This window comes from Massilia sp. UYP32, assembly GCF_050434365.1.
GTDB lineage: Bacteria > Pseudomonadota > Gammaproteobacteria > Burkholderiales > Burkholderiaceae_D > Telluria > Telluria timonae.
The window spans coordinates 105,145-128,484 of the sequence record NZ_JBNDIK010000012.1 but is presented as its reverse complement, the minus strand read 5'-3'; the positions used below and the strand labels follow the sequence as shown (position 1 = coordinate 128,484).

Here is a 23,340-nt window from a genome sequence, read left to right as displayed (position 1 = left end):
CCAACTCAGGCGCGCTTGATCGCGAAGCTGTCCAGGTAGGCCTGCGGCTTGGCCGGGTCGTAGGTCTTGCCCATGATCGTGAACGGTCGGTAGCCGCTTGCCGCGGCGGCCGGCGCCGGCATGCCGAGGGCCGCCATCTGCTTGCGCGCATCGGTCAGCAGGAACACCTGCTCGGCCAGCGCCTTGTAGTTGACGTCGCCCTTCAGGTAGCCCCAGCGCTTCATCTGCGTCAGCATCCAGGTCGCCATCGAATACCAGGGCAGGGCGTCGAAGTCGGCGCGGTCCGGCTCGTTGCGCACCTTGCCCAGGCCGTCGGCGAAGCGGCCGGAGAGCGCCTGCAGCACCACGGTCTCGGGCTGGTTCAGGTAGGCCGGCTTGCTGATCGCCTTGGCGATCTCGGCCCGGTTCCCGGCCTTGTGCGCCATCGCGGTGGCATTCAGGATGGCGCGGTACAGCGCGGCGAAGGTGTTCGGGTTCTGGTCGATGAAGGCCTGCGAGGCGCCGAAGGCGCAGCAGGGATGGCCGTTCCAGATGTCCTTGGTGAGAATGTGGATGAAGCCGATCTGGTCGAACACGGCGCGCTGGTTGAACGGATCGGGGCCGAGGAAGCCGTCGATGTTCCCGGCGCGCAGGTTGGCGACCATCTCGGGCGGCGGCGTCACGCGCAGCTGGACGTCGCGGTCCGGGTCAAGTCCGTGCTCGGCCAGGTAGTAGCGCAGCAGGAAGTTGTGGACCGAGTACTCGAAGGGGATCGCGAACTTGAAACCCTTCCAGTTGCGCGGGTCGCGGTTGTTCTTGTGCTTGAGGCCGAGCGTGATCGCCTGGCCGTTGATGTTCTGGATGGTGGCGACGCGCATCGGCTGCGGCGCGCCGCCCTGGCCGATCGACATCGCCAGCGGCATCGGCGCCAGGAAGTGCGAAGCATCGAGCTCGCGGTTGATCATCTGGTCGCGCACCAGCGCCCAGCCGGCGGTCTTGCTGAGGGTGACGTTCAGGCCCTGCGCCTTGTACATGCCCATCGGGTCGGCCATGATCAAGGGGGTGGCGCAGTTGATCGGGATGAAGCCGATCTTGAGGTCCTTCTTCTCGAGCGCGCCCGTTTTTTCCATCGCATTGGCCTGCAGGCTGGCCAGCGGCAGCAGCGAACCGATCGCCGCCATCAGCGTCGGCGCGCCCACTGCCTTGATCAGGTTGCGGCGCGTCGCTTCATGCGGAAACAGGGCGCGCACCGCTGCCGCCTCGACGAAGTCACCGGACAGCGCTTCGGCATCGCCGGCGCGCCGCAGCCTGGCGGCTTGCGCTTCGCGATCGTGCTCGTCCTGGGAACCATGCCTGCCGCAAGCGCAGCCGCAGCCGGTCAGGGAAGATTCGGGCGAATAAGGACGGTACAGATTCTCATCTTTCATTGGCGAAGACCCCTGGTAGTGGTGATGACGCAAAAAGTGAAACTGCGAGGCGGGCGTGACCATGCCTGAGCATTGTCGACAGCAAGACCTGTGCCATCTGGAATCGTGTGGGGTTAAGCCATTCATTTCAAAGACGAAAACCGCTTTTTGCGTTGGCAAGCGCCGGCAGGGCGGGGTGTGCGATTTCTGCCGACAGGCACCGGCGCCGCGCATCCGCCCAACCGTGGTGCATGATGCTTTACATCCTTCGTGCCCAGGCGCTACAATCGGCTGTATTGATGTTAGCGTTAACATGAGGAAATGACGACACAAGCGCGAGACGACAACAAGGGGACGGCCTGGGTAGTCATGGGCGTGAGCGGCTGCGGCAAGACCAGCATCGGCGAAAAGCTGGCCGCCGCGCTTGGCGTGCCGTTCATCGAGGGCGACGCCTTTCATTCTCAGGCCAATATCGCCAAGATGACGGCCGGCATTGCGCTGACCGACGATGACCGCCGCGACTGGCTCCTGACCCTGCGCGACAAGCTCGCCGCACGCGAGGGCGGGGCGGTGCTGTCGTGTTCCTCGCTCAAGCGCGCCTATCGCGACTTGCTGCGCAGCGCCGGCGGCGACGTGCGCTTCGCCCATCTGGCCGGCGAGCGCGGCCTGCTGCTCGAACGCGTCAGCAACCGCCCCGGCCACTACATGCCGCCATCGCTGCTCGACAGCCAGCTGGAGACGCTCGAACCCCTGCAGCCGGACGAAGCCGGCATTACCCTCGACATCCGCGACAGCCAGGAACAACTGGTCGCGCAAATCCTCGCCAGCGTCCGGACCTGACGCTGCGCCCTCCACCCCGTCGCATGCGTATGCCGGCGGGGTAATCGCACACGAAACGTTCACATCCGTTTGACGCCTTGCGGGAATCGGACTATATTTTTCTTTCCTGTTTGGAAAGGTTTCCAATTTCCTTATTCCGCACGAATCCGCATGCATTCGAGACCAACGGCAAGTTGGCGAGGCGCGGCACGGCCATCCTGGCACGGCCGCATTTTCTTGTAGTGAGAACAAGAGGAGTCGACGTGAACAACCAGAACCAGAAACATCGCTCGAGATGGAAACCTTTCCATTCGCTTCCCGCAGCGCTTGTCACAGGTGCTCTGCTGGCCTGTGCAGCGCAGGCCGCGGCCAGCGTCACCAATCCGGTCATCGGCCAGCTGCTGTGGTCCGAGGAATTCAATGGCAGCAGCGTGAACACTGGCGTGTGGAACCTGCAGGACGGTAACGGCTGCCAGATCGGCCTGTGCGGCTACGGCAACGCCGAGCTGCAGTACTACAGCCCCAACAACGCCAGCATCGTCAACGTGCCTTTCGAATCGGGCACGCGCGCGCTGGCGATCCAGGCGCGCAGCCAGACGATCGGCAGCAATGTCTTCACCTCGGCCCGGCTCGACACCAAGAACAAGGTGCAGGTGCAGTACGGGATGATCGAGGTGCGCATGGCCACGCCGAACCTCGGCACCGGCTTGTGGCCGGCCGCGTGGATGCTGGGCGTCAGTCCGCAGACCTGGCCGCGCAACGGCGAGATCGACATCATGGAGATGGGCCACAAGGCGTCCGGCCGCGCCGAGGGCGGGGCGCCGTCGTCGAACCACTTCGTCGGCTCGAACGTGATCACCTGGCAGCAGGCCGCCTGCGTGCCCGGCAACGAAAGCTGCGCCGCCTCGACCGCGTGGCAGACCAAGAACTGGTACGTGCCCCAGAATTCGCTCGCGAACCGCTTCGTCACCTACCGCTTCTATTGGGACGAGAGCCAGATGCGCTTCACGACGGTCGACAACGGCGTCGAGCACAATATGTACAACGCGCCGCTGCCGGTCAATTCGAGCGCGCTGCAGGCGCCGTTCTACCTGCTGCTGAACATGGCCGTGGGCGGCAACTTCACCGACGCCGCCAACCCGGGCCAGGTCACGGCGCCGCTGCCCGCCACCATGTACGTCGACTACGTGCGCGTGTATCAGATGGACGGCAAGGGCCAGGTGAAGCTGGGCGACCAGACCGTGCCCGAAGTAGCCGGCAAGTTCGGCGTGTTCACCGACACCACGGCGGTCAACAACAAGCTGGTGGCGGGGACGAGTTCCGACATCTTCCTGTGGAACGTCGCCTCCACCGGCGCCGGCAACACCGCGCCGTTCGAAGGCAGCAACGTCATCGCCTGGAACTACACCACGCCGGGCCAGTGGTTCGGCGGCGGCATCCAGGCGCGCCAGGCGCGCAACCTGAGCAACTACCGCGCCAACGGCACCGTCAAGTTCCGCATCCGGATCCCGGCCAACGTCGGCTTCAGGATCGGCATCGGCGACACCTACACGAACCAGAACTGGGTCAACTTCCCGGCCAATACCACGGCCTATGGATTGACGCGCAACGGGCAGTGGGCGCAGGCCTCGATTCCTGTCTCGACCCTGCTCGGGCCCCTGGTCGCGGCGCAGTCGATCCACGACATCTTCATGATATCGAGCATCGACGGCGCGCTGCCGTCATCGAGCTTCCAGTTCGCGATCGACGACATCGTGTGGGAATCGGGCGGCGGCGGCGCCACGCCGCAGCCGGAGCCGAGCGGCCCGACCTCGGTCAGCCAGACCTCGTCGACGATGCTGCAGTTCCGCACCACCACCGGCGGCTGGGCCGACGTGCACTACACCGTCAACAATGGGCCGCAGCAGAACGTCCGGATGCAGCTCAGCGGCGCCAACAACACCTACACGGCGGGCGGGCTGAAGATCGGGGACGTGGTGCGGTACTGGTTCACCTACTGGGACGCGCAACGCGGGTTCGCGGTGGATACGCAGCAGCAGACGCACACGATGCAGTAATTTAGGGCACGCTTACCTCGAGCCGGTATGTGCGGCCCGCTTCGATGTTGTCGACGCGGGCCGCAGGCAGGGCCACACCATCGCATGTCACCTCGACCCGGTCGACCGCGCCGCGCCTGATGTCGACCTCGAAGGTCGCGCCGCGGAAGCGCCGCGTCACCGTCATGGCGTCCCAGCCAGACGGCAGTTGCGGCGCCACCGTCAGGCCTTTCAGGTCGCCCTTCAGGCCGCACAGCCCCTCGATCAGGCAGCGGTAGACCCAGGCCACGGTGCCGGTGTTGAACAGCTGGCTCGAGCGCCCGGCGGTGCGCGGATATTCCTTGTAGGCGCCGCGGTAGTAATTGGGGATGAACACCGGCAGCTGGCCGCGCTGCAGGTAGTCGTCCAGGCCGGGGCCGGGGATCATCTTGCGCAGCGCGTCGAAGGCGCGGTCGGCTGCGCCGATCGTGTACAGGCTGTAGATGTAGAACACCGCGGCGTGGTTGTACACGGCGCCGTTCTCGGCCGAGCCGGGATGCTTCTGCGTGACGCGGCCGACGTCCTCGCGCATGCCGCTGTAGGGCGGCGCGAACATCTGCACGCCGTAGGGCGTGCGCAACTGCTCGTCGATCGCATTCAACATCAGCGCGCGTCGATCGGCGCTGGCGGCGCCCGACAGGAAGGCCCAGCTTTGCGGGTTCAGGTAGATGCGGCCTTCGGTGTCGCTGGCGACGCCGAACTTGACGTCGTCGTCGGTGATGCCGCGTGCGAACCAGGCGCCGTCCCACAGATGGGCTTCGGCGGCGCCGTTCATCGCTTCGGCGCCGGCGCGGTAGCGCGTCAGCGAAGCGGCGTCGCCGCGCGCCGCGCACACGTCGGCCCACAGGTTCAGCGCATAAGCCGCCGCCACCGTCAGCCAGCCCGAGACGCCGCGGCCCTTGTAGCCGACCATATTCATCGGGTCGCACCAGTCGCCTTGCTCGATATAGGACAGGCCGCGCGCATCGCGCCGCTGCAACAGCCAGTCCATCGCCAGCGAGATGCGTTCGAACGCGGTTTTCACGTCGCCGTCGTGGGTGGCGACCGGCGCATCGAGGATGGCGTCGTCGCCGGTCTCGTCGAGGTAGGCGCGCAGGCATACCGGCAGCCACACGCAGTGGTCGGTGTGCGGGATCTGGTTGATGTATTTCAGTTCGGCGCCTTCGAACAGCAGGATCCCGTCCGGCATCGCGCCATTGGCTTCCTGCTGGCTCAGCGCATGCAGGAAGGCGGCGCGCGCCGCCGCCGGCTTGACGAAGGCCATGCCCATATTGTCCTGCAGGTAGTTGCGGGTCTGCGGGTCGGTGGAGAGGCGGTTGACGTCGCCGTGGTAATAGACCTGGCGCGCGAGCCAGGTGTTGACGAAGTTGTCGAGCTCGCGGTCCGGGGTCGCGATCCGCAGCACGCCTTCGCCCTCCAGGATATAAGCCGCGTAGTCGCGCGCGGCGGCGGCGAAACCCTGTTCGCTCAGGTATGTGTCGCGCAGGGACGCGATCTCGGCATCGTCGAAGGCGGGGCCGAACAGGAAGCGCCGCGTGGCCGCTTCGTTTGGCGCCAGCGCCAGCCGGTACTGGACCACGGCGGCCGGCGTCTCGTAGCGCGCGTCGCCGCAGCCCAGGCGTTCGCCGGCCAGCGCGGACGGCGCATGCAGGCCGCCTTCGCCCTCGAAGGCGATCTGCCCGACTTCCCAGGCGTCCGGCGCCTGTTCGCACAGCAGCACCGTGCGGTCCTTGAACAGGCGGTTCTTGAAATAATCTTCCAGCTTCTGGTAGGGCGTGACGCTGGAGGCGACGATGCCTCCCAGGTCGTGGCGGTACTCGGCCGACTGGTACATCCACGACATGTAGCCGATCGTGAAATAGGGATAGACGCTGATGCGGCGCGGGCGGTCCGACAGGTTCGTCACTTCCATCGACCACAGCTCGGCGACGTCGTCCACCGGCAGGCCGAGCACGAGTTCGATGCGGATGCCGAACTTCTCGACGGTCCAGCGCAGGTCGTGGCGGCCGACCGAGAATTCGAAGCGGTCGACGCCACCGCGCACCGGTTCGTAGGGCGCCGAGAACAGCTCGCCCGTGTCTTCGTCCTTCACGTAGAAGAAGCGGCCCGGATGGTGGGCGTAGTAGTGCTGCTCCGGCTGCATGAAGGACTTGGCCTGCATGTTCGGCGCATGCGAATACTTGCTCGGCTCCGGCTGCATGAACTGGGCGGTGGCATAGCCGCGGCAGGTCGACTGGATCATCATCCTGCGGTTCCACAGGAAGCCGCCGGCCTGCGGCATCGCGGTGGGGCTGGTGAGCACGTAGCGGTCGTCTTGCGGGTGCAGCATGGATGGAGTCTCCAATGTTTTCATGGCGCCGCCTTGCGCGCCGCCAGCTCGAGCTGGATGCGCGCCAGCAGCTTGCCGTCGAGGTGATAGAAGCACATGACCAGCACCGCCATCAGGGCGAACGAGGCCGGCACGAAGGACATCAGCCACACGATGCCGGCCTGCGAGCCGGTCGTCTGCGCGGCATTGGGCACGTAGCCCAGCGCGGTGAACACGGCGCCGATCACGCTCACCGCGACCGCGGTGCCGAGCTTTTGCGAGAAAGTGGCGGCGGCGAAGGTCATGGCGGTGGCGCGGCGGCCGGTGGTCCATTCGTTGTAGTCGGCGGTGTCGGCATACATCGAGAACGCCAGCGGCGACTTGGGGCCGAGCACGAAGCCGGTGGCCGCCTGCAGCGCGAACATCAGGTCGATGCGGTCGCTGGGAATCAGGAAGAAGGCGGCCGAGAAAACGGCGGTCGCGCTCATCAGCACGATCATGAGCAGTTTCTTGTCGACGAAGCGGGTCATGAGCGGCGTGCAGGCGGCGCCGATGGCGGCGAAGATCATATAGGTCGGCACGAAGCTCGCCATCAGCTCGGGGCGTTCGACCACATACTTGAAGTAATAGGCCGAGGTGGTGGTGCGCAGGGTGATGGTCACCATGATCACCAGGGCCAGCACGAACAGCACCACCCAGGGACGGTTGGCGGCCAGGTCGCGAATGTCGCGCAGCACGTCGCTCTTCTGGCCGGGCGGCGGGGCGATCCGCTCGCGCGTGTTGGCGAAGGTGATCAGGAACATCAGGGCGGCGGCGATGCTCCAGGCGACCATGGTCAGCTGCCAGCCGCGTTCATCGTCGCCGCCGCCCAGCCACCCCACCATGGCCGGCGTGGCGGCCGTTACCAGGGTGGAGCCGGCGAAGGCGAAGATGAAGCGCAGGCCGTTGATGGTCGAGCGCTCCTGCGGGTCGGCCGACATCACGCCGGACAGCGCGTTATAGGGGATGTTGACGCAGGTGTAGAACACCATCATCGCCAGGTAGCTGGCGTAGGCCCAGACGAGTTTGCCGTCGGCGTCGAGGTCGGGCGTGGTGTAGGTGAGCACGGCGGCGGCGCCGAGCGGGATCGACATCCAGACCAGATAGGGGCGGAACTTGCCGAAGCGGGTGCTGGTGCGGTCGGCGGCGGCGCCGATCAGCGGGTCGGTGAAGGCGTTGATCAGCTTGATCGAGGCGAGCAGGGTGGCAGCCTGGGCCGCCGAGATGCCGAAGGTGTCGGTGTAGAAAATCAGCAGGAAGGTCGCGATATTGGCCCAATAGAAATTGAAGCCCATATCGGCTACGCCATAGCTGAGCTTTTCGCGCCAGCCGAGAGCATGACCGATGCTTTTTTCTTCAGGAACCAGGGCTTCAGGCGCGCGCTTGAGCATGGTTTGTCTCCGTGTATATTTTTGTGCGACGACGGAGAGGAAACGTCCACCGTGCCTTGAATGATAACGCTAACATCAGCGGCAAGTATGCGGCGGGGTGAATGGAATGTCAACACACGCGTTGCGTCTGTTTCAGCCGGGATGTGACAGTGTGCGCATCTTGATGAGGCAGACGACTGCTAGCATGAACTGTCCAGCCAGCAGGAGAGGCAAAGTGTTCGCACCGCCATCAACAACTTTCTTGAAGAGCCAACTGTACGCTACTTTGCTGCTCGGCATCCTGGCAAGTCCATCCAGCCTCGCCTGTTACGCGCCTCCACGCGAGCAGATGGTCACACCTGAAGCGCAGATCGCCATGGCCACGGATGTCTCCGTCGCCAAAGTCGTCAGAGCGACGCCCACATCGATCCGCGGAGGTGGAGGACGCCTGACCGTTGAATACGAATTCGAAGTGCAAGAGCGCATCCGGGGCTTCCCCGCACAGCGGTTCATTATCGTTGGCGCGGCGGGAGAGACGCGATCGCCGCCGTCATCCCTTGACCACAGTGATGAAAAGTTCTGGGAACGTGGAGGGGGACGCCTGTACAACGATTCCGACTGCGTGCTGCGACCGAACTTCGAGATCGGCGAAATGTATTTGATTTTCCGCGGCAGGCCCGCCACCTGGCGCAGCTTCGAGTACATCGAAACCGTGCGCGGCCAGCCCAATCCAGACGACAGGTGGCTGGCCTACGTGAGGGAACAGCTGGAAAGCCGGAGCCAATGAAAAAGCCGCCGTGCCTGAAAAGGGACGGCGGCTTCATTTAGCGGCGAGAGACGGTCAGAACTCTTCCCATTCTGCCTCATTGACCTTGGCTGGTGCAGTAGGCTTGCCGGTGGCCTTGGCGGCTGCCGGCTTGGCGACAGGTGCTGGCTTGGCCGCCGCACGCGCCACCGGCTTGGCCAACGCCGGCCGTGCGGGCGGACGCTTCACCGCAACCACCGGCGCCGCCGGGGTCACATACCGCGCATCGAGCTTGAACACATCGACCACCTGCGCCAGGCGCTGCGCCTGATCCTGCAGCGCCGCGGTGGCGGCGGTGGCTTCCTCGACCAGCGCCGCGTTCTGCTGGGTCGCATTGTCCATCTGGCCCATGGCCTGGTTGACCTGATCGATGCCGGTGATCTGTTCCTGGCTGGCCGACGAGATTTCTCCCATGATGTCGGTCACGCGCTGGATCGAGTCGACCACTTCGCGCATCGTCGCGCCGGTGTGGTCGACCAGCCTGGTGCCGGTGTCGACCTTTTCGACCGAGTCGCCGATCAGTTGCTTGATTTCCTTGGCGGCGGCGGCCGAGCGCTGCGCCAGCGTGCGCACTTCCGAGGCCACGACCGCGAAGCCGCGGCCCTGCTCCCCGGCGCGCGCCGCTTCCACGGCCGCGTTCAGCGCCAGGATATTGGTCTGGAAGGCGATGCCGTCGATGACCGCGATGATGTCGACGATCTTGCGCGACGAATCGTTGATCGAGCCCATGGTGGCGACCACCTGGTCGACCGCCTGGCCGGCCTGGGTGGCCACGCTCGAGGCGGCGATCGCCAGCTGGTTGGCCTGGCGCGCGTTGTCGGCGTTCTGGCGCACGGTGCCGGTCAGTTCTTCCATCGAGGCGGCGGTTTCTTCCAGCGCCGCGGCTTGCTGTTCGGTGCGGCTGGACAGGTCGAAGCTGCCGGCCGCGATTTCGCTCGAGGCGCCGCTGATGGTTTGCGTGCCGCTGCGCACTTCGTCGACGATCTTCGACAGGGACGTATTCATATGGCCCAGCGCGCGCAGCAGGGCGCCGGTTTCATCGGTCGCCCTGGTGTCGATCTCGACCGTCAGGTCGCCGGCCGCCACCTGTTCGGCCGCGTGCACCGCCTGGCGCAGCGGACGGGTGATCGAGCGGGTCAGCAGCCAGGCGAACACGCCGCCCAGCAGCAGCGCGCCGGCAGCCAGCGAGCCGATCACGACGTTGCCGCGGGCCGCGGTGCTGGCGATCAGCCCGGCGCTCGCGGCGATGCGCTTGTGCTGCAGGTCGACCAGTTCCTTCACGCGTTCCTGGTAGGCCTTGGCGGTGGGATTGAATTGCTGGGTCAGGATCTGTTCCGCCAGTTCGACGTTGCCGTCGGCCTTGGCCTTGACCGCGCCATCGCGCGCCTTGCTGTAGGCGGCGCGGTGTTCCATGACCGACTTGAACAGGGCGGTCTCGTCGTCGCCGCTGATCAACGGTTCGATTTTCTTGACCAGGTCGGCCGACAGCTTGCCGGTGGAGGCCGAGTCTTCCTTGAAGAACTCGGTCAGCGACGGGTCGCTGCTCTTGACGATGGCGGCGGTGCGGCGCACGGCGGCGAAGATCTGGGTGTACCACTCGGCGATCATGCGCTCCTTCGCCAGCGGTTCTGCCAGAATCGCCTCTGTCTCGTGGGCGACCTGGTTCAGGCGCCAGACGCCGACGGTAGCGATGATGACGGTCATCAGAAGCGTCAGGGCGAAGCCGGCGGCCAGGCGCGTACCGATGTTGAGTTTGATGAAATTGCCCATGTTTTGTGTAATTGAGATAGGGTTTTTTCCGCCGGAATGGCGGCATCCGTGCGGCGTTTGTCTTATGACACCAGAACTGTCTGTACAAATGTTGTCGGTAAAATATTGTCTCGTCCGACCGGTTACAATTATTGCCCAACTGAAACGAAAATGCACTCGGAATAGTGGTTTTGTGAACGGTCCACGACACTGTTTTTTGGGAACTTGCCGTCTTGATATGAAGAAGTATTTGCAGGATTAAGGTATAATTTCTATTTCCCGCGCGTGCCATTCGGCACCATCAGCACAATGACCAAATTCGTATTCGTCACTGGCGGCGTCGTGTCTTCCCTGGGCAAAGGGATCGCGGCCGCCTCCCTCGCCGCGATCCTCGAGAGCCGCGGCCTCAAAGTCACCCTGCTCAAGCTCGATCCCTACATCAACGTCGACCCGGGCACCATGAGCCCGACCCAGCACGGCGAAGTGTTCGTCACCGATGATGGCGCCGAGACCGACCTCGACCTCGGCCACTACGAGCGCTTCATCAGCACGCGCATGAAGAAGGTGAACAACTTCACCACCGGCCAGATCTATGAATCGGTGATCCGCAAGGAGCGTCGCGGCGAATACCTCGGCAAGACCGTGCAGGTCATCCCGCACATCACCAACGAGATCCAGGATTACATCCGCCGCGGCGCCGAAGGCGTCGACGTCGCGCTGGTCGAGATCGGCGGCACCGTGGGCGACATCGAATCGCTGCCGTTCCTGGAAGCCGCGCGCCAGCTGTCGCTGCGCTCGGGCCGCAAGGGCGCCGCTTTCGTGCACCTGACCCTGGTGCCGTACATCGCATCGGCCGGCGAACTCAAGACCAAGCCGACCCAGCACAGCGTGCAGAAGCTGCGCGAGATCGGCATCTCGCCGAACGCGCTGCTGTGCCGCGCCGACCGCCGCATCCCGGACGACGAACGCGCCAAGATCTCGCTGTTCGCCAACGTCGAAGAGCAGGCCGTGATCTCGGTGTGGGACGTGGACACCATCTACAAGGTGCCGCAAGTGCTGTGCGACCAGGGCCTGGACGACATCATCCTCGAAGCCCTGGGCCTCGAAGCGCCGAAGGCCGACCTGTCGATGTGGACCAAGCTGATTCACACGCTGGAAAATCCGAAGCACGAGATCACCATCGGCATGGTCGGCAAGTACGTCGACCTGATCGAATCCTATAAGTCGCTGACCGAGGCGCTGCGCCACGCCGGCATCCACACCGAGAGCCGGGTCAATATCGAGTACCTCGATTCGGAAGAGATCGAAACCCGCGGCTGCGAGCACCTGGCCAAGTACGACGCCATCCTGGTGCCGGGCGGCTTCGGCAAGCGCGGCGTGGAAGGCAAGATCATGGCCGCGCGCTACGCCCGCGAAAACAAGATCCCTTACCTCGGCATCTGCCTGGGCATGCAGGTCGCGCTGATCGAGTACGCCCGCAATATGGCCGGCCTGCCGAACGCGAACTCGACCGAGTTCGATCCGGAAACCGACCAGCCGGTCGTGGCCCTGATCACCGAGTGGCAGAACCACGACGGCAAGGTCGAGAAGCGCGACGTGAGTTCGGACCTGGGCGGCACCATGCGCCTGGGCGCCCAGACCTGCGCCGTCAATCCGGGCACGCTGGCGGCCGAGATCTACGGCAACGTCGTGACCGAGCGTCACCGCCACCGCTACGAAGGCAACAACTATTACCTGCCGAAGGTCGAAGCGGCCGGCCTGACCGTGTCGGCGCGCACCCCGAACGAAGACCTGTGCGAGATCATGGAACTCCCGCGTGACGTGCACCCGTGGTACATGGGCGTGCAGTTCCACCCCGAGTTCAAGTCGACGCCGCGCAATGGCCATCCGCTGTTCACCTCGTTCATCCGGGCGGCGCTGGCGCACCAGGCTTCCAACACCAATACCGCGGCAGGCGCGGCCAATGCGGCGCCCGCACTGCAAGGAGATGCAGCATGAAACTCGCTGGATTCGACGTCGGCCTCGAGCACCCGATCTTCCTGATCGCCGGCACCTGCGTGATCGAATCGCGCCAGATGGCGATGGACACCGCCGGCACGCTGAAAGAGATCACCTCGGCGCTGGGCATCCCGTTCATCTATAAATCGTCGTTCGACAAGGCCAATCGCTCGTCGGGCAAGTCGTTCCGCGGCCCTGGCCGCGAAAAGGGCCTGGAGATCCTGGCCGATGTGCGCCGCGAAATCGGCGTGCCGGTCCTGACCGACGTGCACGACGAAGAGATGATCCCCGAAGTGGCGAGCGTCGTCGACGTGCTGCAGACCCCGGCCTTCCTGTGCCGCCAGACCGACTTCATCAACGCCTGCGCGCGTTCGGGCAAGCCGGTCAACATCAAGAAGGGCCAGTTCCTGGCCCCTGGCGACATGAAGAACGTGATCGACAAGGCGCGTGCCGCCGCCCGCGAAGCCGGCCTGCCGGAAGATAACTTCATGGCCTGCGAACGCGGCGCCTCGTTCGGCTACAACAATCTGGTGTCGGACATGCGCGGTCTGGCCATCATGCGCGAATCGAACTGCCCGGTGGTGTTCGATGCGACCCATTCGGTGCAGCTGCCGGGCGGCCAGGGCACTTCGTCCGGCGGCCAGCGCGAGCACGTCCCGGTCCTGTCGCGCGCCGCCGTGGCGGCGGGCATCGCCGGCCTGTTCATGGAGACGCACCCTGATCCGGCCAATGCGATGTCGGATGGCCCGAACGCCGTGCCGCTGGGGCATATGAAGGAACTCCTGACCACGCTCGTCGAGATCGACCGCATCGTCAAGAAGACCGGTTTCATGGAAACCAAGTTCAAGTAATCGCAACTTCGGCGCGCCGCGCAGGTCCAGCAGACTGCACGCGCGCGCCCGTCACCCATTTCTACCCTTTCTGGAGACTGAGAAACATGAGTGCTATCGTTGATATTATCGGCCGCGAAGTCATTGATTCGCGCGGTAACCCGACCGTCGAATGCGACGTGCTGCTGGAATCGGGCGTGATGGGCCGCGCCGCGGTGCCGTCGGGCGCCTCGACCGGTTCGCGCGAAGCGATCGAACTGCGTGACGGCGATCCGAAGCGTTACTTCGGCAAGGGCGTGCTGCAGGCCTGCGAGAATATCAACACCGAGATCTCCGAAGCGATCATGGGCCTGGACGCCAATGAGCAAGCCTTCCTGGACCGCACCCTGATCGATCTCGACGGCACCGAAAACAAGAGCCGCCTGGGCGCCAACGCCATGCTGGCCGTGTCGATGGCCGTCGCCAAGGCCGCCGCCGAAGAAGCCGGCCTGCCGCTGTACCGCTACTTCGGCGGTTCGGGCGCGATGCAGATGCCGGTGCCGATGATGAACGTCATCAACGGCGGCGCGCACGCCGACAACAACCTGGACATCCAGGAATTCATGATCATCCCGGTCGGCGCTCCTTCGTTCAAGGAAGCGATCCGCTACGGCGCCGAGGTGTTCCACACCCTGAAAAAGATCCTGCACTCGAAGGGCCTGAACACTGCCGTCGGCGACGAAGGCGGCTTCGCTCCGTCGGTCGCGAACCATGAAGAAGCCATCAAGCTGATCATGCAGGCGATCGAGCAGGCCGGCTACGTGGCCGGCCAGGACATCGCCCTGGGCCTGGACTGCGCCGCCAGCGAATTCTTCAAGGACGGCAAGTACGTGCTGGAAGGCGAAGGCGGCCTGGCGCTGTCGGCAGCCGACTTCACCAATATGCTGGCGACCTGGTGCGACAAGTACCCGATCATCTCGATCGAGGACGCGATGGCCGAAGGCGACTGGGAAGGCTGGGCAACGCTGACCGCGGCGCTGGGCAAGAAAGTGCAGCTGGTGGGCGACGACCTGTTCGTTACCAACACCAAGATCCTGAAAGAGGGCATCCAGAAGGGCATCGCCAACTCGATCCTCATCAAGATCAATCAGATCGGCACCCTGACCGAGACCTTCGCCGCCATCGAGATGGCCAAGCGCGCCGGCTATACCGCCGTGATCTCGCACCGTTCGGGCGAAACCGAAGACTCGACCATCGCCGACATCGCGGTTGGCACCAACGCCCTGCAGATCAAGACCGGCTCGCTGTCGCGTTCGGACCGCATGGCCAAGTACAACCAGCTGCTGCGCATCGAGGAAGACCTGGGCGACATCGCCAGCTATCCTGGCCGCGACGCGTTCTACAACCTGAAGTAATCCACCTGGCCGGCGGGCGGGGAGGGCGCTTGCGCTTCCTGTTCTCCGGCCAGATCGCATCCTTTTTGCCGCCATGCGCCTGATCACGATCGCCCTCGCTGTCCTGCTCGTGCTGATCCAGTACCCACTCTGGCTCGGCAAGGGGGGCTGGCTGTCCGTGGCCGACATGCGGGGCCAGGTCGATGCCACGCGGCTCAAGACCGAACAGCTCACCGCGCGCAACGCCAAGCTGGCCTCGGAGGTCGAAGACCTGCGCGAGGGCCTGGGGGCGGTGGAAGAGCGCGCGCGCTACGACCTGGGCATGATCAAGCAGGGCGAGATCTTCGTGCAGGTGCTGCGCAAGAACGAGCAGCCGGTCGAGTCGATGACCGTGCCGCCTCCGCCGCCACCGGCAAAGGATGGCGCCAAGCATGGCGCGACCCCGACCAACTAGTCAATCCCCATGAGTGAACAGCATTCCCCGTTTGATTCCGCCGGCCTCGATTCGCTCGATGCGATCGCGGATTGCCTGGCAGATGCCTTCGAAGATGGCGACGGCGCCGTCGTCGGCGCGGCGTTGAAGGCGGTGTCGCAGGCGCCGGGATTGGGCGCGCTGGCCGCCGCGGTCGGCGTGCCGCGCGAGCAGCTGGGCGCTGCCTTGGCGTCGGGCGAGTTCGACCTCGATCTCACGCTCGAGATCATGAAGGTGGTCGACTTGCATATGAGTGGTGGGCGCAGCGGCGATTGAGCCGCTTGCACGTCCGGTTCAACGCTGGTTGCGGCCCCTGCGGACCGCAACCTCACATCATCAGTTCTTCGAATCCGACGACGCTTCACCCTGGGTATGGCCCGCGCCCTGCTCCAGGAAGGCGCGCAGCATCCACGCATTCTTCTCGTGCACTTCCATGCGATTGGCCAGCATGCCGGCGGTCGGCTGGTCGTCGGCGGCATCGGCGATGCGGAAGGCCGCACGCGCGGTGCGCGCCACCGCTTCCTGGCCCGCGACCAGCTGGCGGATCATTTCTTGCGCGCCCGGCACGTCCGCTTCTTCCTTGATGGTCGACAGCTCGGCGTAGCGCTTGTAGGTGCCCGGTGCGAAGTGGCCCAGGGCGCGGATGCGCTCGGCGATGTCGTCCAGCGCGTTCCACAGCTCGGTGTACTGTTCCTGGAACATCACGTGCAGGGTCTGGAACATCGGGCCGGTCACGTTCCAGTGGAAGTTGTGGGTCTTCAGGTACAGCATGTAGCTGTCGGCCAGGACGTGCGACAGCGAGTCGACGATTTTTGCGCGGTCTTCGGTGCTGATGCCAATATCGATGTTCATGTGCTTCCTCCGTAAGTCAGTGATGTCTAGATGGTGTCGCTGTTCGAAAATGCAACAGTGTCAAAGATGCATCAGCTTACCACTTCGGCGAAAAAGTCGTAGGACATCAGGCGGAGTAAGCCTGCTCCAGCAAACCATCACTAGTCGGATACAAGGAGAGGGACCATGATAAGTCGTCTGCTACCCTAATATTTATTAGGGTATTATGATACCTAACGCTGCCCGCTACTTGCTTGGCTGGCTTCTTGGCTACCTACTTATTTGGCAACCTGGCTGCCTCCACTACGATCCGTTGGCAGGAAAATCGAGCGATGAACAAGATTGACGCCATCAAGACACTTTCTGTGCTGGACCAGCGGGGCGTGTACGTCTTTTCCAAGAGCGACCTTGCCAAGGCATTTCCGAGCGAAAAAGAAAAGGCCCTTGAAAAGTCCTTGCAACGACTGGTATCCGATGGAATCCTCGAGCGGGTCGCGAAGGGCGTCTATATCAATCCCATGGCCAGATCCATGAAGGGGCGGGTCATCGAGGACATCGCGTCTGTCTTGAGGCGCGGTCATTTTTCGTATGTGAGCAGGGAGTCGATGCTGTCCGAGTACGGTGTTATCTCTCAAGTTCCCGTGAGCCGGATCACCCTCATGACGACAGGTGCAAACGGCGTATATGAGACCCCGTACGGCGTCATCGAATTCACGCATACCAAGCGCCCGCCAGCGGAACTCGTCAAACGCACGACGTCGATGAAAGGGCGCCCGCTGCGTATCGCTACGAGGCGGGCGGCTGTTGCCGACCTCATGCGCTCCGGGCGAAACACCAATATGATCGACGCAAGAGAGCTTTCCGATGCCTGAAAACTTCAATGATCTGGTCGACCTGGCAATGCAGCAGCCAGGCCGCACGGCCATGCGTCCCGTCGTCGAGAAAGAGATTCTCCACTACGATATCTTTTATTCGCTCGACCGGGCCGGTTTGCTCAATGACCTGGTCTTCCAGGGCGGGACATCCTTGCGGCTCTGCCGCGGATCGAACCGGTTCAGCGAAGATCTCGACTTCGCGGGAGGCCGCGACTTCACGTCGCAAAAAATGCAGGCAATCAAAGCCTGTATCGAAAAGCATCTGGGCGGAAGATATGGACTCTTGGTCGAGGTTAAGGAACCCAAGGAAATGGCTGCTCTGCCAGACTACGAGAACGTTCGTGTCGACAAATGGCAGGTCAGTGTCGAGACGTCTCCCGAGCGGCGTGACCTTCCACGCCAGCGTATCAAGCTGGAGATCGCGAACGTGCACGGACGCTGGGCGACGCCAGGTTTTCGGTCTATCTCAAGAATACGATCGGCCAGGTGCTTGGCGCCATGGCGGCCCACCTTCACGGAGAGCAGGGTGCGCTCGCCCACGGTTTCAGGATGTAGCCGATAGCGCGTCGCAGCTCGATGCATTTGCCATGCGCCCCCTTGAACCGACGTAATGTTCGGCGGCACCACGGCGTGGACTGATCGCTGTCGACATCGTCGAGCGAGGGCGCCGCGGTGCGCTGACCGGACCGGTGCGCCGGCGTTCCCGGCGCAAGCGATCTCAGTGCGTGCTGCCGCTCGGCGGCATCATGGTCTGCACCGGGCTGTCGCTGGCGAACAGCTGGGCGCAATCGACCTTGTCGAAGGCGTAGTGCTTACCGCAGAAATCGCAGTTGATGCCCAGTTCGCCCAGCTCGGCCAGCGCCGATTCGACTTCTTCCTGGCCCAGCATCTTGAGCATGTTGCCGACCTTTTCACGGTTGCAGCTGCAGTGGAATTGCGGGTGCAGCGGGTCGAACACGCGGATGGTCTCTTCCCAGAACAGGCGGTGCAGCAGGGTCGAGATGTCGGTCGACAGCAGCTCTTCGCGCTTGACGGTCTGGCCCAGCATGGCGGCGCGGTTCCAGGTTTCCAGGTCTTCGGCCTCGGTGGCCTGCTTGGTCTGGTCTTCCTTGCCGCTGTGGCGCGGCAGCTTTTGCAGCAGCAGGCCGCGCGCGACCTGGTCGTCGGCCGCCAGCCACAGGCGCGTGTCCATCTGTTCCGAACGCAGCATGTAGTTCTCGATCACGGTCGCCATGTCGTCGCCGTCGAGCGGCACCACGCCCTGGTAGGGCTGCTGGCCCGGGACCTTGTCGGCCGGGTCGAGCGTGATCACGAAGCGGCCCTTGCCGTTCACATTGAACAGCTGGCCCAGGGTGGCGTCGTCGGCGATCTCGACGTCGGGCGCCAGCTTGGCCGTGGCGCGCATGCGCAGGTCGGCGTCGCACTCGACCACCAGCAGGCGCACCGGACCGTCGCCATGGATCTGCATCACGATCGCGCCGTTGAACTTGAGGTTGGCCGACAGCAGGGCGCCGGCCGCCACCATCTCGCCCAGCACCGAACGCACCGCCTTCGGGTAAGCATGACGGGCCTGGATCTCGCGCCAGGTGTCCGAAATCTCGACCAGCTCGCCGCGCACGGCCGCATTGTCGAAGATGAATTTTTGCAGGGTGTCCCTGTTGGTGGTGCCAGTATCCGTAGTCGTCATTCTTTATCCGATTTTCTTGAGCTGCGCCTTGAACAGCTGGCCGCGCGCCACATAGCTCGCGGCGGTGCCTTCCAGGCGCAGCAGGTCTTCTTGTGTCAGTGTCCGCACCACCTTCGCGGGCGAACCCAGGATCAGCGAGTGGTCGGGAAATTCCTTGCCTTCCGTGACCAGGGCGCCGGCGCCGACCAGGCAACCCTTGCCGATCCGCGCGCCGTTGAGCACCACGGCCTGGATCCCGATCAGCGATCCGTCGCCTACCGTGCAGCCGTGCAACATGGCCTGGTGGCCGATCGTCACGTTCCTGCCGATGTCGAGCGGGTAGCCCGGATCGGTGTGCATCACGGCGCCTTCCTGAACATTGCTGTTCTCGCCGATCGTGATGCGCTCGTTGTCGCCGCGCAGCGTGGTGCCAAACCACACCGACGCATTCGCGGCAAGCGTGACCTTGCCCACCAGGGTGGCCGTGTCGGCGACAAAGGCCGACGGATCGATCTCGGGCGCATGCTCGCCCAGCTGGTAAATCGCCATGGATGTGCTCGCGGAGGTGGAAATGCCGCTATTCTACCGCCACCGTCCTGTCCCGAAGTCCGGCAGATGGGGCCGCGGCGCGCGAATTCAACTGCCGGCCCGTATAATCATCCGAACGACCGTACTAATTTAGGAACAGCATGAAACCCTCCCGTTCTGAATTCCTGACCGTTCGCGGCCTGCGCATGCACGTACGCCACTGGGGCACGCCCGGCGCGCCCAAGCTGTTCATGCTGCACGGCTGGATGGACGTGTCGGCCTCGTTCCAGTTCATGGTCGACTGCCTGCAAGGCGACTGGCACGTGATCGCGCCCGACTGGCGCGGCTTCGGCCAGAGCGCGCGTTCGGGCTTCGATACCTACTGGTTCCCGGACTACGTGGCCGACCTCGACGTCCTGCTCGACCACTACGCCCCGGACGAGGCGGTGAACCTGCTCGGCCACAGCATGGGCGGCAATATCGCCGGCATCTATGCCGGCGTGCGGCCGCAGCGCATCGCGAAGCTGGTCAACCTGGAGGGCTTCGGCCTGCCGACCACGCACCCGAAGCAGTATCCGGGCCGCGTGGCCAAGTGGCTGGACGAGTTGCGCGATCCTCCCGAGATGCGCGGCTATGCCAGCCTGGAGGAAGTGGCGGCGCGCCTGCGCAAGACCAATCCGCGCCTGGCGCCCGAGCGCGCCACCTTCCTGGCCGCCCACTGGGCCGAGCAGGACCGCGACGGCCTGTGGAAGATCCTGGGCGATCCGGCGCATAAAATGAGTTCGCCGCTGCTGTACCACGTCGACGAGATCATGGCTTGCTGGAGCGCGATCACGGCGCCGGTGCTGTGGGTCGAGGCCGAGGACACCGATATGTGGCGCTGGATGGGCGCCAAGGAGCAGGCGCGCGCCGAGGTCGACCGCAGGATGGCCTACCTGAAGGACGTGACGCCGCGCATGGTGCCGCAGGCTGGCCATATGCTGCATCATGACCAGCCGGAACTGCTGGCAAGCATGGTCGAGGAATTCCTGGCCGTCACCTGAGCACCTTGCCTGGCCGCATCGTCAGCGCACTCCAGGTGTGGCGCAGCGTGGCCAGCAAGGTCACCAGCGCCACCCCGGCCAGCGCCAGCCAGGGCATCGAATACATGCGCGGCGCATGCTCGACGAAGCCGGCCCGGTAATGGCCGAGCGCGAGGAAGGCCAGTGGCAGGCCGAGCACGGCGGCCACCCCGACCAGGCTGCCCAGTTCGCGTCCAAGCAGCATGGCGATCTGGGCGCGGCCGGCGCCGTAGAGCTTGCGCAGCACGATTTCGCGCGCGCGCCGCTGCACGATCGAGGCCGACAGCGCGACCATGCCGAAGGCCGTGATCGCCAGCGCGATCAGGGTGGCCAGCGCCAGCAGCCGGGCCAGGCGGCGGTCGTCGGCATAATTGGCGGCCAGTACGTCGGCCGCACGCTCGGTGTGCATGATGGCATGCGGGAAGTAACGGTTCCATAGCGCCGCCACGGCGCGCTCGGCGTCGGGCATCGACGCGGTGCTGCGCACGCTGAGCACGGCGGCCCAGTCGGTATTGAGCACATACAGCGTGGCGCGCGGCTCGTCGTGCAGCGAGCGGAAGCGCAGTTCGGGGGCGATGCCGAGCACGCGATAAGGAATCATCTTGCCGTCGTCCCCCGGGTGTAGCAAGGTCTGGCCCACTGCGGCCTGGGGAGTGGCGAAGCCGAGCTGGCGCGCGGCGATGGCATTGATCACGACCGGCCCGACCGCGTTTTCCTGGTCCAGGCGCGGATCGAACAGGCGGCCTGCCACCGGTTTCAGGTCATACACCTCGAAGAAATTGGTGTCGACCATCTTCGTTTCTGCCGAGACGCTGGCGCCGCCGTCGCGCTTGATGTCCTGGATCAGGCCGTTGCCGGAGCGTCCGACCACGTGCTCGGACAGCACCATGCCGTGCACGCCGGGCTGCTGGCCGAGCGCCGTCATGAAGCCGCGCACGGCCTCGTTCTTCTTGCCGCGCTCGGGCAAGTCCACGATCAGCAGCGGTGACGCGTCGAAGCCGGGCGAGGCATTGATCGCGAAGCGGGTTTGCAGCGCGATGCCCATGGCCAGGCTGGCCAGGCCGACGGCGGTGGCGATCTGCAGCACGGTCAGCGCCTTTGCCAGGTGCGTACCGGCGCGCGACTCGGTATTGGCGCGTCCGGCCAGGGCCTGGGCGGGGCGCACACGCAGCGCCGTCCAGGTTGGCTGCAGGCCAGCGACCACGCCCAGCATGATGCCGATCAGGAGCGCCGCCGCCACGTTGGCGGGCGCGAACAGCCCATCCAGCTTGCGGTTGACCAGTTCGGCGAACAGGGGCAGGGCGAACCAGGCCAGCAGCAGGCCCAGCAAGGTCGCCAGCAGCGACACCAGCAGCGACTCGGCCATGAATTGCAGCACGATCCGGCGCACGCTCGCGCCCAGCACCTTGCGCATGCCGATTTCGCGCTGGCGCCGCAGGACGCGCACCGTGGCGAGGTTCACGTAATTGATGGCGCCGATGACCAGGATCAGCAGCGCCACCACGGCCAGTCCGGTCACCGTGGCGCGGTCGCCCCGATCGCCGGGCGGCGAGACGGGATTGCGCGCCACGTCACGGTCGAAATACGCTTCGCGCAGCGGTGATAGCGCCAGGTCCATCACCTTGCGTTCGCCCAGGCGCGCGCGCACGTCCGGCGGCACGCCCTGGACCGCGGGCGCGGTGTCGAGCGCGCGCTGGAGCGCCGCCGCCACTTGCGGCACCGCATCCGGGTTTTCGATGCGGAGCAGGAGGCGGCCCCAGGCGCCATGCTCGCCGGTCTGGAGCTCGGTGCGCATGCCCGGGTCGTTCAAGACGGAGCCCACGCCGTACAGGGCCTCGAAGGGAATGGTGGTATTGGCCGGCGGGTCGGGCACGATCGCCGCCACGCGCAGCACCTTGTCGCCGACCTGGACGGTCCGGTCGAGCGCACGCGCGGCGCCGAACAGGCGCCGGGCGGTCGATGCCGTCAGCGCCAGGCCTTCGGGCCGGGTCAGGGCCGCGTCCAGGTCGCCCTCGAGCGCGCGCAGTCCCAGCACCTGGGCGAAATGGGGCAGCACCAGCAGGCTCGGCATCTTGTGCAGGGTGGCGCCCACTTTGACGGTCGGCGGGTCCGGGCGGAAGAATGCGGTAGCGTCGTCCACCCCCGGGGTCTCGCGTGCGATCGTGCGCAGCAGCAGCGGGGCCTGGTCGAACCAGGGCGCCACCGGGTCGACGTTGAAGCGCTGCTTGACGACGTACACCTGTTCCACCTGCGGCACGTGGGCGTCGTAGCGCCAGGAGTACTGGACAAAGCCGAGCAGCAGCAGGCAGGCCGCGAAGCCGACGGAAAGGCCCAGGATGGCAATGGCGCTGTAGCCCGGCTCGCGCACCAGGTGGCGCAGCCCGATCCGGAAATCATCCAGTCTCATGGCGCCACCTCCGCCAGGACGGCATCATCGGAAGCGGCAGCGGAGGCGGCTTCGATCCGGCCGTCGAGCAGGCGCACGATGCGTCCGGCCTGGGCCGCGTGCTCGAGCGAGTGGGTGACCATGACCACGGTAGTGCCTTCCTCGTTGATCTGGCGTAGCAGGCGCATCACTTCATCGCCGTGCCCGGTATCGAGGTTGCCGGTGGGTTCGTCGGCCAGCAGCAGGGCGGGGCGCGCCACCAGCGCACGCGCGATGGCCACGCGCTGCTGCTGGCCACCCGAGAGCTGGGATGGGCGGTGCCGGGCCCGATGGCTGACGCCGAGTTTTTCCAGGATCGCCGCCACGCGCTCGCGCCGCTCCTGCTTCGACACCTCGGTGTAAGTCAGCGCCAGCTCGACGTTCTCCGCCACCATCAGTTCTTCGAGCAGGTTGAAGTCCTGGAAGATGAAGCCGATGCGCCCGCGTCGCAAGGTGTTGAGCGCCATCTCGCTGTGGCCCGCGACGTCCCGGCCATCGAACCAGTACTGGCCGCTGTCACAGGTTTCGAACAGGCCCAGCACCGACAGCAAGGTCGATTTTCCGCACCCGGACGGGCCGGTGATGGCCACGTATTCGCCGGCCTGGATGTCGAGCGAAATATGGTCCAGGGCGGTCGTTCTGACCTCGCCGCCGATGAATGACTTGCTGAGGTTGACAAGCTTGAGCATGTGTTCTCCTGTTGGACGATGCGGACGGGCCGCGTGGGGCAA

20 protein-coding genes are annotated in these 23,340 nt (G+C 65.0%); 11 read left to right on the top strand and 9 right to left on the bottom strand.

Features of this window, described 5'->3' with window-relative positions; genetic code table 11:
* Positions 1–5: 5 nt before the first annotated feature.
* A complete protein-coding gene (locus ABIB42_RS11485; RefSeq protein ID WP_429248383.1) occupies positions 6–1,406 on the bottom strand; it encodes a CmpA/NrtA family ABC transporter substrate-binding protein in 1,401 nt (466 codons plus the stop codon).
* Positions 1,407–1,706: 300 nt separating this feature from the next.
* Between ABIB42_RS11485 and ABIB42_RS11480 the strand changes: the two genes are divergently transcribed.
* Complete coding sequence (locus tag ABIB42_RS11480) at positions 1,707–2,225, top strand: gluconokinase (protein ID WP_429248382.1); 519 nt, start codon at positions 1,707–1,709, stop codon at positions 2,223–2,225.
* Positions 2,226–2,467: 242 nt separating this feature from the next.
* Entirely contained in the window at positions 2,468–4,261 is a 1,794-nt protein-coding gene (locus tag ABIB42_RS11475; protein WP_005662830.1) for a glycoside hydrolase family 16 protein, read from the top strand.
* 1 nt (position 4,262) lies between these two features.
* Here the strand turns inward: ABIB42_RS11475 and ABIB42_RS11470 are convergent, their stop codons facing one another.
* The gene (locus ABIB42_RS11470; RefSeq protein WP_429248381.1) at positions 4,263–6,608 is read right to left on the bottom strand and encodes a GH36-type glycosyl hydrolase domain-containing protein; all 2,346 of its coding nucleotides are present in this window, start codon (positions 6,606–6,608) and stop codon (positions 4,263–4,265) included.
* Positions 6,609–6,628: 20 nt separating this feature from the next.
* Positions 6,629–8,017, bottom strand: coding sequence for an MFS transporter (locus tag ABIB42_RS11465; RefSeq protein WP_005662828.1), 1,389 nt, complete (start codon positions 8,015–8,017; stop codon positions 6,629–6,631).
* A 214-nt stretch (positions 8,018–8,231) separates the two neighbouring features.
* Between ABIB42_RS11465 and ABIB42_RS11460 the strand changes: the two genes are divergently transcribed.
* Positions 8,232–8,783 carry a hypothetical protein gene (locus ABIB42_RS11460; protein WP_005662826.1) on the top strand — a complete coding sequence of 184 codons (552 nt, stop codon included), beginning with the start codon at positions 8,232–8,234 and terminating at the stop codon, positions 8,781–8,783.
* 54 nt (positions 8,784–8,837) lie between these two features.
* Here the strand turns inward: ABIB42_RS11460 and ABIB42_RS11455 are convergent, their stop codons facing one another.
* Positions 8,838–10,571 (bottom strand): methyl-accepting chemotaxis protein, encoded by a 1,734-nt coding sequence (locus ABIB42_RS11455; protein ID WP_429248380.1) that lies wholly within the window; start codon positions 10,569–10,571, stop codon positions 8,838–8,840.
* Between the two features lie 288 nt (positions 10,572–10,859).
* Here ABIB42_RS11455 and ABIB42_RS11450 point away from each other — a divergent pair, with 288 nt between their 5' ends.
* The 5 genes from ABIB42_RS11450 (at position 10,860) to ABIB42_RS11430 (ending at position 15,499) form a co-directional block, all read left to right on the top strand.
* Positions 10,860–12,548, top strand: coding sequence for a CTP synthase (locus tag ABIB42_RS11450; RefSeq protein WP_005662823.1), 1,689 nt, complete (start codon positions 10,860–10,862; stop codon positions 12,546–12,548).
* Positions 12,545–13,399 (top strand): 3-deoxy-8-phosphooctulonate synthase, encoded by an 855-nt coding sequence (kdsA, locus tag ABIB42_RS11445; protein WP_005662822.1) that lies wholly within the window; start codon positions 12,545–12,547, stop codon positions 13,397–13,399. Before ABIB42_RS11450 ends, kdsA begins: the two co-directional genes overlap by 4 nt.
* 86 nt (positions 13,400–13,485) lie before the next feature.
* Positions 13,486–14,772, top strand: coding sequence for a phosphopyruvate hydratase (gene eno, locus ABIB42_RS11440; protein ID WP_005662820.1), 1,287 nt, complete (start codon positions 13,486–13,488; stop codon positions 14,770–14,772).
* Between the two features lie 73 nt (positions 14,773–14,845).
* On the top strand, positions 14,846–15,205 hold the full coding sequence (ftsB, locus tag ABIB42_RS11435; RefSeq protein ID WP_071361775.1) for a cell division protein FtsB: 360 nt from the start codon (positions 14,846–14,848) through the stop codon (positions 15,203–15,205).
* 9 nt (positions 15,206–15,214) lie between these two features.
* A complete protein-coding gene (locus tag ABIB42_RS11430) occupies positions 15,215–15,499 on the top strand; it encodes a hypothetical protein (RefSeq protein WP_005662816.1) in 285 nt (94 codons plus the stop codon).
* Positions 15,500–15,559: 60 nt separating this feature from the next.
* Here the strand turns inward: ABIB42_RS11430 and ABIB42_RS11425 are convergent, their stop codons facing one another.
* Positions 15,560–16,075, bottom strand: a complete 516-nt coding sequence (locus tag ABIB42_RS11425; protein WP_005662814.1) for a Dps family protein — start codon at positions 16,073–16,075, stop codon at positions 15,560–15,562.
* 311 nt (positions 16,076–16,386) lie between these two features.
* Between ABIB42_RS11425 and abiEi the strand changes: the two genes are divergently transcribed.
* Both abiEi and ABIB42_RS11415 read left to right on the top strand, forming a co-directional pair.
* Positions 16,387–16,926, top strand: coding sequence for a type IV toxin-antitoxin system AbiEi family antitoxin (gene abiEi, locus ABIB42_RS11420; protein WP_005662812.1), 540 nt, complete (start codon positions 16,387–16,389; stop codon positions 16,924–16,926).
* Positions 16,919–17,491 carry a nucleotidyl transferase AbiEii/AbiGii toxin family protein gene (locus ABIB42_RS11415; protein WP_051205000.1) on the top strand — a complete coding sequence of 191 codons (573 nt, stop codon included), beginning with the start codon at positions 16,919–16,921 and terminating at the stop codon, positions 17,489–17,491. The genes abiEi and ABIB42_RS11415 overlap by 8 nt, the downstream gene beginning before the upstream one ends.
* 156 nt (positions 17,492–17,647) lie before the next feature.
* Here ABIB42_RS11415 and hslO read toward each other — a convergent pair whose 3' ends face one another.
* Positions 17,648–18,616, bottom strand: a complete 969-nt coding sequence (gene hslO / locus ABIB42_RS11410) for an Hsp33 family molecular chaperone HslO (protein ID WP_005662809.1) — start codon at positions 18,614–18,616, stop codon at positions 17,648–17,650.
* Between the two features lie 3 nt (positions 18,617–18,619).
* Entirely contained in the window at positions 18,620–19,144 is a 525-nt protein-coding gene (locus tag ABIB42_RS11405) for a gamma carbonic anhydrase family protein (protein ID WP_429248379.1), read from the bottom strand.
* A gap of 140 nt (positions 19,145–19,284) precedes the next feature.
* Here ABIB42_RS11405 and ABIB42_RS11400 point away from each other — a divergent pair, with 140 nt between their 5' ends.
* Complete coding sequence (locus ABIB42_RS11400; RefSeq protein WP_429248378.1) at positions 19,285–20,166, top strand: alpha/beta fold hydrolase; 882 nt, start codon at positions 19,285–19,287, stop codon at positions 20,164–20,166.
* On the opposite strand, the gene ABIB42_RS11395 is transcribed toward ABIB42_RS11400, so the two are convergent.
* Positions 20,159–22,591, bottom strand: coding sequence for an ABC transporter permease (locus ABIB42_RS11395; RefSeq protein WP_429248377.1), 2,433 nt, complete (start codon positions 22,589–22,591; stop codon positions 20,159–20,161). The genes ABIB42_RS11400 and ABIB42_RS11395 overlap by 8 nt on opposite strands.
* A complete protein-coding gene (locus ABIB42_RS11390; protein WP_429248376.1) occupies positions 22,588–23,298 on the bottom strand; it encodes an ABC transporter ATP-binding protein in 711 nt (236 codons plus the stop codon). Before ABIB42_RS11390 ends, ABIB42_RS11395 begins: the two co-directional genes overlap by 4 nt.
* Between the last annotated feature and the right edge of the window lie 42 nt (positions 23,299–23,340).